The organism is Streptomyces sp. SID4985 (assembly GCF_009863025.1).
Taxonomy (GTDB): domain Bacteria; phylum Actinomycetota; class Actinomycetes; order Streptomycetales; family Streptomycetaceae; genus Streptomyces.
Genome location: NZ_WWIR01000473.1, coordinates 1 through 9,947, shown reverse-complemented (window position 1 = coordinate 9,947; position 9,947 = coordinate 1). Strand labels below are relative to the sequence as shown.

Below are 9,947 nucleotides of genomic sequence, written 5' to 3'. Positions count from 1 at the left end.
AGGGCACGGCGCGGGCCGCCACCGCGACCGCCGTCAGGGCGATCCCGGCCGCCGCGAACCGGTGCCCGCCGAGCCGGGCGAGCAGCGGTCCGGCGGCCACGCCGATCACCACCGAACCGACACCCTGGGAGGCGTACAGCACGCCCGCGTAGGCGGGGGCGCGGCCGAGGCGGTCCACGACGGCGTACACCGTGGCGCCGTTCAGGGCGGCGAGCACCATGGTGGTGCCGGCCGCCATGACCAGCGGCCGGAGGGCGGGGTGGCCCCACACGTGGCGCACACCCAGGGCGATCCCGGCCCCGGCCGCGGCCTCCGGGTGCGAGGCGCGGGCCGGGTGCGCCGGGTGCCCCTCCCGTACGCGCAGCAGGGCGCACAGCCCGGCGGCGAGCACGAAGGTGGCCGCGTCGAGCAGGGCGACGGCCGGGCCGCCGTAGACGGTGTAGAGACCGGCGCCCGCCAGGGGCGCGAGCAGCTTCATGCCCTCCCTGGCGGTCATGCGCAGCCCGTTGAAGGCACCGAGCAGCTCCGGGTCCACGGCGGCTCCGACCAGCGCCGACTCGGCGGCGTCCTGTAGGGCGTCGGCGGCGCCGTACAGGAACAGCACCGCGAACAGCAGCCACAGGCGGGCGGGGGAGTCGACGGTGGTCAGGGGGAGCAGGAGGGCGGCCAGGAACAGGTTCGTGGTGATCATCAGCGGCCGTCTGCGCAGCCGGTCGGCGAGTGCGCCCAGCGCGGGTCCGGCCAGGGTGGGCGCCCACAGGGCGAACACACACAGCGCCGCCAGCCCGTCGGACCCGGTGATGTCCTTCACCCACACACCCGACGCCAGCCACAGCGCGGACGAGCCGAACCCGGACACCACCGTGGTCGCCAGACACAGCCCCGCGGCCCGGTCCCGCAGCACGCGCCGCACGGTCGAGGTCGAGAAAGTCGTCATGCCGCTCGATCGTGGGTCTGAGGAGGGGGGTGGAGGATCGGGAGGATGCCCTATTCCTGGCCGGTCCGGGGCGCCGATGAGTTCGCGTCCCTGAGCAGGTCATACCTCCGTACACGGACGCCCGCCGTGCCACCCCCTGCCCGTGAGGAGCCCGCCATGACCGATCCGACCGCTCCGCTGCCCGACCTCGGCCCCCAGACCCGGATCGTGGCCCAACTCGCCGACCATGTGTCCGACGCCCATCTGACGGCCCCCACCCCGTGCCCGGACTACATGGTCGGCGACCTGCTGGCCCACCTGCACGCCCTGTCCGTCGCCTTCCGTTCGGCGGCCCTCAAGGACTTCGGCCCGAGCACCGACACCGCCCCCACCACCGCCAGGCCCGTCCTCTCCCCGGACTGGCGCACGGAGCTGCCCAAGGCCCTGGACGCCCTCGCCGACGCCTGGCGCGACCCGGCCGCCTGGACCGGCGACACCCGCGCGGGCGGCGTCGACCTCCCCGGCGCGGTCGCGGGCGCCGTGGCCGCCGACGAACTGGTCATCCACGCCTGGGACCTCTCCCGAGCCCTGGACCTCCCCTACACCCCCGACCCCGAAGCCCTGTCCTCCGCCCACACCTTCCTCCAGGCGGCCGCCGAACTCCCCGACCGCCCGTCCGGCCTCTTCGGCCCGATCGTGCGGGTTCCGGAGGACGCGCCACTCCTTGACCGGGCGCTGGGGCTGAGCGGGCGCGACCCGGGGTGGCGGAGGTAGTTCGTCCGGTTCGGTCCCGCGCCTCCCGGAGGGCCATGGCTTGATATCGATCGTGCAACGTCCACCCCGCCGCGACGATGACGCGCGTAGAAACCTGTCATGCATAAATCACTGCGGATCGCGGCGGCCACCGCCGCCTGTGCGCTCGCCGGGGGGCTGCTGTACGGCGCCGGTGCGGCCACCGCCGGGCAGTCGACGGCGAACTCCACCCACGAGCCCTACAACATCGGGCTTCTGGTGAAGGACATCGACACCTATTACGGCACGACCGCCGACAGCAAGGGGGTGTACCAGGCGTCGCCGAGCAGCCCGTACGCCAAGGATCTGGCGCGGATCGACGCCGACGCCAAGCGCTGGATCGACCAGGCGGCGCGCAAGACGCACCACCGGGGGAACAAGCCGGCCGTCGTCTTCGACATCGACGACACGCTGCTGCTGAGCCTCGACTACGAGAAGCGGTACAACTACACCTACGACCCGGTCACTTGGAACGATTACGTCAATCGTGCCGACCGGCCCGAGGTCTTCGGCAGCCCCGCCCTCGTGCGGTACGCCGAGTCCAAGGGTGTCGCCGTCTTCTACAACTCCGGGCTCAGCGAGGCGCAGCGCGCCGGTGCCGTGGAGAACCTGAAGAAGGTCGGGGCCGACGTGAACCTCGACCCGGCCCACATGTTCCTCAAGGACAAGGCCAACCCGCCCGCGTACCTGTCGGGTTGTGCCACGCCGGGTGCCTGGACCTGCACGACCGTGCAGTACAAGGCCGGTACCCGCCAGCACATCGAGAAGGACCTCGGGTACGACATCATCGCCAACTTCGGCGACCAGTACTCCGACCTGGACGGCGGCTACGCCGACCGCACCTACAAGCTGCCCAACCCGACGTACTTCGTCAGCTGAGATCCAACACGGCTGACAAGCAGGGCAGTTGTCGTCCGGCCCCGGCCTTCCGCCGGGGCCGGACCCATGTCCGATTCCGTTACACGGGGAAAACCTGAAACAGGCGGAACAGGGGAACAATCCAGCCAGCATCCGCACACCCGCACCCACACCCGCCACGGCGGCGCGACGAGGAGTACGCCCATGTCCGAGACGCAGAAGGTGGATTCACAGCCCGGCAGAGCCGCGCCCCCCGCCGGCAACGGAGTCGACCGGTACTTCCGGATATCCGAGCGGGGATCGAGCTTCGGCCGGGAGATACGCGGCGGTGTCGCCACGTTCTTCACCATGGCCTACATCCTCGTGCTCAACCCGATCATCCTCGGCAGCGCCAAGGACAAGTTCGGGCACACCCTCGACACCGGCCAACTCGCCACCGCCACCGCCCTGGTGGCCTGCGTGATGACCGTCATCATGGGCGTCGGCGGCAACCTCCCGCTCGCCATCGCCGCAGGGCTCGGCCTCAACGCCGTCGTCGCCTTCCAGCTCGCCCCGCTGATGAGCTGGTCCGACGCGATGGGCCTGGTCGTCATCGAGGGCGTCGTGATCTGCGTCCTGGTCCTCACCGGACTACGGGAGGCGATCATGAACGCCATCCCGCAGCAGCTCAAACAGGCCATCGGCGTCGGCATCGGCCTGTTCATCGCCTTCATCGGACTCGTGGACTCCGGCTTCGTCAGCCGTATCCCGGACATCGCCCACACCACCGTGCCCGTACAGCTCGGCGCCACCGGCAGGCTCACCGGCTGGCCCGTGCTCGTCTTCTGTATCGGCGTCCTGCTCACGATCGCCCTGCTCGCCCGCAAGGTGAAGGGCGCGATCCTCATCAGCATCGTCACGATGACCGTCGTCGCGATCGTCGTCAACGCGGTGGCCGACGTGAAGAGTTGGGGGCTGACCACCCCGAAGGTCCCCGACAGCGTCGTCGCCGCGCCGGACTTCGGGCTCGTCGGCCACTTCGACCTGTTCGGCGGCTTCGCCGAGGCGGGCGTACTGACCGCCGTCCTGCTGGTGTTCACCCTCGTCCTGTCCGACTTCTTCGACGCCATGGGCACCATCGTGGGCATCAGCGCCGAGGCCGGACTCCTTGACGAGCAGGGCAAGGTGCCCGGCATCGGACGGGTGCTGTTCATCGACGGCGCCGCGGCCGTCGCGGGCGGCGTCGGCTCCGCCTCCTCCAACACGGCCTACATCGAGTCCGCCGCCGGGGTCGGCGAGGGCGCCCGCACCGGCTTCGCCAACGTGATCACCGGCGGCCTCTTCGGCCTCGCGCTCTTCCTCACCCCGCTGCTCACCATCGTCCCGCTCCAGGCGGCGGCGCCCGCGCTGATCGCGGTGGGCTTCCTGATGATGACCCACGTCAAGCACATCGACTGGGACGACTACGAGATCGCCGTCCCGGCGTTCCTCACCATCGCCGCGATGCCCTTCACCTACTCCATCACCGACGGCATCGGCGCGGGCTTCCTCGCCTACGTCGTCATCAAGGCGGTCGTGGGCAAGGCCAGGGAGGTCAACTGGCTGCTGTGGGCGGTCTCGGCGCTGTTCCTGGTGTACTTCGCGATCGACCCGGTGGAGCAGCTCCTCGGCGTGAAGTGAGCCGAGCCGCACGCGCATGGGGGCGGCCGGTGTGTACGACACCGGCCGCCCCCACGGGTGCGCGAGCGCCTACTTCAGCGCCGCCTTCATCATCGCCCGCGCCACCGGAGCCGCGAGCCCGTTGCCGCTGACCTCGCCCCGCGCCGCGTTCGACTGCTCGACCATCACCGCGACGGCCACCTCCTTGCCGGTGGCGTCCGACTTCCCGTACGAGGTGAACCAGGCGTACGGCGTACCGCTGTTGTTCTCGCCGTGCTGCGCGGTACCGGTCTTGCCGCCGACCGTCACACCGTCGATCAGGGCGTTGCGGCCGGTGCCGTCGCGTACGACCGTCTCCATCGCGGAGCGCAGCTGCTCGGCCGTACGGGCGCTGACGATCCGCCGGGACCCGGCGTCCCGGCCGAAGTCCTTCAGCACATCGCCGTCGGCGTCGGTGAGCTGGGACACCACATGGGGCGCCACCAGCTCTCCGCCGTTGGCCATGGTGGCCGACACCATGGCCATCTGGAGCGGGGTGGCGGTCACGTCGAACTGGCCGATCCCGGAGAGCGCGGTCTGCGCCTTGTCCATCTTCGACGGGTACACGCTGGTGTACGCCCGCACCGGCACGTCCAGCTGCTCGTCGTTGAAGCCGAACTTCTCGGCCATCGCCCGCACCTTGTCCTGCCCGAGGTCCACGGCCAGCTTGCCGAAGACGTTGTTGCAGGAGTACTGGAGCGCGACCCGGATCGAGGCGTTCTCGCACGGCGCCGAGGCGCTCTCGTTCGGCAGCGGCCGACTCGTCCCCGGCATGATGTACGGCTCGGGGCTCGTGGTGCGCTGGTCCACGTCCGCGTACAGCCCGTCCTCCAGCGCGGCGGCCGCCACGACCAGCTTGAAGGTCGAGCCCGGCGGCAGCGGCTGGCGCATCGCGCGGTTGGTCAGCGGCTTGTCCGGGTCCTTGGTGAGCCGGATCCACGCCGAGCCGGCCGTGTTCGCGTCGGTCAGCTGCCCCGGGTCGTAGGACGGGGTGGAGACCATCGCGAGGATCTTCCCGGTCTTCGGGTCGATCGCGACGGCGCCGCCCTTCTTGCCGTCGAGTGCCGCGTACCCCGCCTTCTGCACCGCCGGGTCGATGGTGGTGACCACGTCACCGGGATCGGCGCGGCGCCCGGTGACCGTGTCCATCATCGTGGTCAGCCGGTTGTCGGTGCCCTTGAGCAGGTCGGCGTAGACGCCCTCCAGCTGGGTCGGGGCGTAGGCCTGCGAGGCGTAGCCGGTCACCGCGGCGTAGAGCTCGCCGTCCTTGTAGGCGCGCTTGTAGGCGAGGTCGCCCTTGGTGCGTGCCGAACCTGTGACCGCCTTACCGGCCACGACGATGTCGCCGAGCGGGCGCGAGTACGTCGCGATCGCGTTGCGGCGGTTGTCGTTGTCGTCCGCGAGCGCCTGGCCTTCGTAGAACTGCACCCAGGTCGCCCGGAGCAGCAGCCCCAGGACGAGCAGCAGTGCGAAGACGGACGCATGCCTGATCGTCTTGTTCATCCCGACCGGACAGACGTGCGATCGGATCGGAACGTTCCCGTCCGTTTGTGTTTCTCAGGGAACGTTCAGACGGGCACGATCACCGGGCGCGCGACCCGCTCACCGGGCGTGCGACCCGTTCACAGCCGTCGTGTCGCCAGCGTCAGCCGCTCCCGCGCGTCGAACAGCGCGTCCTTGATCGTCTGCTCGTGCGCGTCCGTCAGCCGGGCCACCGGCACCGAGCAGCTCACGGCGTCACGGGCCGGGGTGCGGTACGGGATCGCGACCCCGAAGCAGCGCAGGCCCAGCGTGTTCTCCTCGCGGTCCACGGCGAAGCCCTGCTCGCGGATGCGGTGCAGCTCCTCGATCAGCTTCTCGCGGTCGGTGACCGTGTGCTCGGTGAGCGCGGGCAGCTCCGCCGGCAGCAGCGCCCGCACCTGGTCGTCGGTGTGCGTGGCGAGCAGCGCCTTGCCGAGCGAGGTCGCGTGCGCGGGCAGCCGGCGCCCGACGCGGGTGAAGGGGCGCAGATAGTGATGGGACTGGCGGGTGGCGAGGTACACCACGTCGGTGCCGTCGAGCCGCGCCAGGTGGATGGTCTCCGTGGTGTCGTCGGCGAGGCGGTCCAGGGTGGGCCGGGCCGCCGCGACCACCTCGTCGCCGTCGATGTACGCGGTGCCGACCAGCAGCGCGCGCACCCCGATGCCGTACCGGGTGCCGGTCGCGTCCGTCTCCACCCAGCCCAGCTCCACCAGCGTGCGCAGCAGCATGTACAGGCTGGATTTGGGGTAGCCGACGGCCTCCTGCACGTCCGCGAGGGAGTGCATCCCGGGCCGCCCGGCGAAGTACTCGAGCAGTTCCACGGTCCGCACCGCGGACTTCACCTGCGCCCCGCCGCCCGCCTCCACTGCCGACATCGCCCCCGGCCCCTTCGCTCGGCCGCGCCCGGTCCCGCGCGGCTGCGCCGGGCCCGGTTCGGCGTCGTTCGATCTCGTTCGACTTCGTCCGACGGCGACCTGGAAGTACGAGGACCCGGAGCCCTAGACTCCGGACTGCCGGTTCACCATCGAAGACGGCGTTCAATATAGCGAACACGGCTGATGAGCGACCTCGACCGTACGGCGTTGTCTGGAGGTATCCGCGGTGACAGCAGCACCAGTGTGGAGCGTCGACCCGCGCACCGGGAAGCGGCGGGAGCAAGTGGCGGTGGAGGCCACGGCCGAGGAGGTCGACGCGGCCGTCCGGGCCGCGCACGCCGCGCGCGGAAGCCTCGCCGACCGCACGGTCCGCGCCGCCTTCCTGCGGACGGCGGCGGACGGCCTGGAGGCGGTACGGGACCTCCTGATCGAGGTCGCCGACGCCGAGAGCGCCCTCGGCCCGGTCCGGCTCACCGGTGAACTCGCGCGCACCGCCTACCAGTTGCGGGCCTTCGCGGGCGCCGTGGACGAGGGTGCCTTCCTGGACGTGGTGATCGACCACCCCGACCCCGCCGTCGTCCCGCCGGTCCCCGACCTGCGCCGCATGAAGATCCCGCTCGGCGTGGTGGCCGTCTACGCGGCCTCCAACTTCCCCTTCGCCTTCTCCGTCGCGGGCGGCGACACCGCGAGCGCGCTCGCGGCGGGCTGCCCGGTCGTCGTCAAGGCCCACCCCGACCACCCGGCGCTGTCCGAGCTGGTCGCCAAGGTGCTGCGCCGGGCCGCCGCCGCGCACGGCCTGCCCGAGGCCGTCGTCGGGCTGGTGCACGGCTTCGACGCGGGCGTGGAGCTGATCCGGCATCCGCTGCTCTCCGCCGCCGGGTTCACCGGCTCGGTGCGCGGCGGCCGCGCCCTGTTCGACGCGGCCGCAGCCCGGCCGGTGCCGATCCCCTTCCACGGTGAACTCGGCTCGCTGAACCCGGTCGTGGTGACCGAGGCGGCCGCCGCCGAGCGCGGCGGCGAGATCGGCCTGGGCCTGGCCGGGTCCATGACGCTCGGTGTCGGCCAGTTCTGCGTCAAGCCGGGCCTGGTGCTGGTGCCTTCCGGCGCGTCCGGCGACGGCCTGGTCAAGGCGCTCGTGGACGCGGTGAGCGACACCGACGCCGGGGTGATGCTCGACCCCCGGATGCGGGACGCCTTCGTCGCGGGCGTCGCCGAGCGCGCGGCACTGCCCGGCGTCGAGTCCCCGGTCACCCCGGGCGCGGGCGGCCCGCACACGGTCAGCGCGGGCTTCCTCACCGTCCCGGCCGCCGAACTGTCCGAAGAGGCACACGAGTTGCTCCTGGAGGAGTGCTTCGGCCCGGTCACCGTGGTCGCCCGCTACGAGAGCCCGGACCAACTGGCCACCGTCCTCGCCCGGTTGCCCGGCAGCCTCACCGCGACCGTGCAGCTGTCCTCGGCGGAAGCCGCGGGCGAGGGAGGCGCGGTGGACCTCCTCGCCCGACTCGCCCAGCTGGCGGGCCGGTTGGTGGTCGACGGCTGGCCGACCGGTGTCGCCGTCGCCCCGGCCCAGCATCACGGCGGCCCCTACCCGGCGACCACCTCCACCTCGACCTCGGTCGGCGGCACGGCGATCGAGCGGTGGCTGCGCCCGGTGGCGTACCAGAACACCCCGGAGCCGCTGCTGCCGTTGGAGCTGCGGGACGACAACCCGCTGGTGCTGCCCCGCCGTTGCGACGGTGTGAGGGAGGGCTGAGGGACCGGCCCGGTTCTTCACGAACGGAGTCCGGGAACCCCTCGGGCTCCGGCCGCGCCCCCTGCGAGAATCCCCGGATGGACATAGCCCTTCCCGAACTCCCTTTCCCCTTGCGGACCTACGGGCCGGACGGCCACTGGGCCCACGAGGACGGCGTGCTCTCCGGCTGGGCCGGGCCCCGCCAGGACCGGTTCGTCACCCCGACCGGGGAGGCCCTGGACCCCGCCTCCGACGCGCCCCGGCTGCTCGGTGCGCCCGAGGGCGACTTCCAGCTGATCGCCCGGGTCACCGTCGGCTTCAACGCCTCGTTCGACGCCGGGGCGCTCTATGTCCACGTAGGCGAACGGGCCTGGGCCAAGCTCTGCCTGGAGTACTCCCCGAACGCGGCCACCGTCTGCACGGTGGTCACCCGGGGCCATTCCGACGACGCCAACTCCTTTACTGTGAACGGCAGTTCGGTCTGGCTCCGGCTGAGCCGCACCGGCCGCGCGCTCGCCTTCCACGCCTCCCGCGACGGTGAACGCTGGACCTTCGTCCGCCTGTTCACCCTGGGCGACGAGAAGGAGACCTCCGACGCCCTGGTCGGCTTCATGACCCAGTCGCCGCTCGGCGGGGGCTGCGTGGTCACCTACGACCACCTGGAGTTCAGACCCCAGTGGCCGGACGACCTGCGAGACGGAAGCTGAGCGCGAGGGCCACCAGCAGCGCGGCCACGCAGACGGCCAGGCCCGTCCGCAGCCCGGTCACGAAACCGCCCGCCATCAGCGCCCCGAACACCGCGATCCCGAGCCCGCCAGACACCTGCCGAGCCGCGTTGAGCACCCCCGCCGCGAGCCCGGCCCGTCCGGCGGGCACCGCGTCCAGCATCACCGCCGTCAGCGCCGGGATGGCCAGCGCGCAGCCAAGCGCCAGCGGCACCAGCAGCAGCGCGGCCCCGAAGGCAGGCGTCGCCGCGCCGACCCCGAGCAGCCCCAGCAGGCCCACCACGGAGAGCGCGAGGCCGGTGATCATCGGCGCGCGGGGACCGTAGCGCCCGGTCAGCTTGCCCGAGACCAGGTTCGTCACCGCGATCACCCCGGTCATCGGCAGGAACATCAGCCCGGCGTACAGCGCCGAACGGCCCTGCACCCGCTGGAAGAAGAGCGAGAAGACGAACAGGACGCCGTAGAACGCCACGCTGCACGCCGCCCCCGCCGCGACCGCCGCGCGCACCGCCCGGTCGCGGAACATCCCCAGCGGGACCACCGGATGCGCCCGCCGCGTCTCCACCCGGACGAACGCCACCGCCGCGACCACCGCCACCGCGAGCGCCACCACCCCGGTCGTACCGCCCTCGATCACCGCGAAGGTCACCCCCGTCAGGGCGAGCGCCGCCGCGGCCTGTCCGGGCAGGTCCAGCGGCGCGGGACGGCGCGTGGAGCGCGGGGCGCGCAGCAGCAGGACCAGCGCCACCGCGCCCACCGGCAGGTTGACGAAGAAGATGCCCCGCCACCCCCAGGCCGTGGTCAGCGCGCCGCCCGCCACCGGGCCCAGGGCCAGCGCGGTCGAACCCCCG

Annotated in this window: 9 protein-coding genes; 5 read left to right on the top strand and 4 right to left on the bottom strand. The window is 72.1% G+C overall.

Annotated elements, in window-relative coordinates; translation table 11 throughout:
- The coding region (locus GTW40_RS21000; RefSeq protein WP_161181743.1) for an MFS transporter at positions 1–937 on the bottom strand (937 nt) is incomplete at its 3' end.
- 156 nt (positions 938–1,093) lie between these two features.
- Between GTW40_RS21000 and GTW40_RS20995 the strand changes: the two genes are divergently transcribed.
- The 3 genes from GTW40_RS20995 to GTW40_RS20985 all read left to right on the top strand — a co-directional run bounded on the left by GTW40_RS20995 (position 1,094) and on the right by GTW40_RS20985 (position 4,225).
- Positions 1,094–1,690, top strand: coding sequence for a TIGR03086 family metal-binding protein (locus GTW40_RS20995; RefSeq protein ID WP_161181742.1), 597 nt, complete (start codon positions 1,094–1,096; stop codon positions 1,688–1,690).
- A 99-nt stretch (positions 1,691–1,789) separates the two neighbouring features.
- Positions 1,790–2,587 carry an HAD family acid phosphatase gene (locus GTW40_RS20990; protein ID WP_161181741.1) on the top strand — a complete coding sequence of 266 codons (798 nt, stop codon included), beginning with the start codon at positions 1,790–1,792 and terminating at the stop codon, positions 2,585–2,587.
- Positions 2,588–2,770: 183 nt separating this feature from the next.
- Positions 2,771–4,225, top strand: coding sequence for an NCS2 family permease (locus tag GTW40_RS20985; protein ID WP_161181740.1), 1,455 nt, complete (start codon positions 2,771–2,773; stop codon positions 4,223–4,225).
- 69 nt (positions 4,226–4,294) lie between these two features.
- Here the strand turns inward: GTW40_RS20985 and GTW40_RS20980 are convergent, their stop codons facing one another.
- On the bottom strand, positions 4,295–5,746 hold the full coding sequence (locus tag GTW40_RS20980; RefSeq protein WP_161181739.1) for a penicillin-binding transpeptidase domain-containing protein: 1,452 nt from the start codon (positions 5,744–5,746) through the stop codon (positions 4,295–4,297).
- Between the two features lie 119 nt (positions 5,747–5,865).
- Entirely contained in the window at positions 5,866–6,639 is a 774-nt protein-coding gene (locus GTW40_RS20975) for an IclR family transcriptional regulator (protein WP_161181738.1), read from the bottom strand.
- Between the two features lie 226 nt (positions 6,640–6,865).
- Here GTW40_RS20975 and GTW40_RS20970 point away from each other — a divergent pair, with 226 nt between their 5' ends.
- Both GTW40_RS20970 and GTW40_RS20965 read left to right on the top strand, forming a co-directional pair.
- Positions 6,866–8,392 carry an aldehyde dehydrogenase (NADP(+)) gene (locus GTW40_RS20970; protein WP_161181737.1) on the top strand — a complete coding sequence of 509 codons (1,527 nt, stop codon included), beginning with the start codon at positions 6,866–6,868 and terminating at the stop codon, positions 8,390–8,392.
- 77 nt (positions 8,393–8,469) lie between these two features.
- Complete coding sequence (locus tag GTW40_RS20965) at positions 8,470–9,078, top strand: DUF1349 domain-containing protein (protein WP_161181736.1); 609 nt, start codon at positions 8,470–8,472, stop codon at positions 9,076–9,078.
- Here GTW40_RS20965 and GTW40_RS20960 read toward each other — a convergent pair.
- Positions 9,038–9,947: MFS transporter (locus GTW40_RS20960; RefSeq protein WP_161181735.1), on the bottom strand; the 910-nt coding region annotated here is incomplete at its 5' end. The two genes, GTW40_RS20965 and GTW40_RS20960, sit on opposite strands and share 41 nt — an antisense overlap.

Coding starts and splice junctions, on each gene's coding strand:
- GTW40_RS20995 (WP_161181742.1), top strand. CDS start 1,094: ATGACCGATCCGACCGCTCCGCTGCCCGACCTCGGCCCCCAGACCCGG.
- GTW40_RS20990 (WP_161181741.1), top strand. CDS start 1,790: ATGCATAAATCACTGCGGATCGCGGCGGCCACCGCCGCCTGTGCGCTC.
- GTW40_RS20985 (WP_161181740.1), top strand. CDS start 2,771: ATGTCCGAGACGCAGAAGGTGGATTCACAGCCCGGCAGAGCCGCGCCC.
- GTW40_RS20980 (WP_161181739.1), bottom strand. CDS start 5,746: ATGAACAAGACGATCAGGCATGCGTCCGTCTTCGCACTGCTGCTCGTC.
- GTW40_RS20975 (WP_161181738.1), bottom strand. CDS start 6,639: ATGTCGGCAGTGGAGGCGGGCGGCGGGGCGCAGGTGAAGTCCGCGGTG.
- GTW40_RS20965 (WP_161181736.1), top strand. CDS start 8,470: ATGGACATAGCCCTTCCCGAACTCCCTTTCCCCTTGCGGACCTACGGG.